The sequence below is a fragment of the Sphingomonas sp. 10B4 genome (genome assembly GCF_035019905.1).
Lineage (GTDB): Bacteria > Pseudomonadota > Alphaproteobacteria > Sphingomonadales > Sphingomonadaceae > Sphingomonas > Sphingomonas glacialis.
Map to the genome: position 1 here is coordinate 1 of NZ_JASJVC010000570.1, position 237 is coordinate 237.

At 43.0% G+C, this 237-nt stretch carries 1 protein-coding gene; it reads left to right on the plus strand.

The window, feature by feature from the left end:
- Window positions 1-237 (plus strand): efflux RND transporter permease subunit (locus QN347_RS20900; RefSeq protein ID WP_323494561.1); only part of this gene is annotated, 237 nt, incomplete at both ends.

Here is a 237-nt window from a genome sequence, read left to right on the forward strand (position 1 = left end):
ATGTGGAAGAAGCTCTATCGGGCGTCAAAGGTGAAAACGCGGTCAAAATTTTTGGTCCAGACTTGGATATCCTGACACAAAAGAGTGAGCAGATTTCTGGAATACTCAAAGGCATTCGTGGCGCAAGCGATGTAGATGCGATCAAAAGCGGTGGTCAAACACAACTCAATATTGTGATTGACAGAGAAAAAATTGCACGCTTAGGTATCAACGTGTCGGATGTCAATAATACGATAC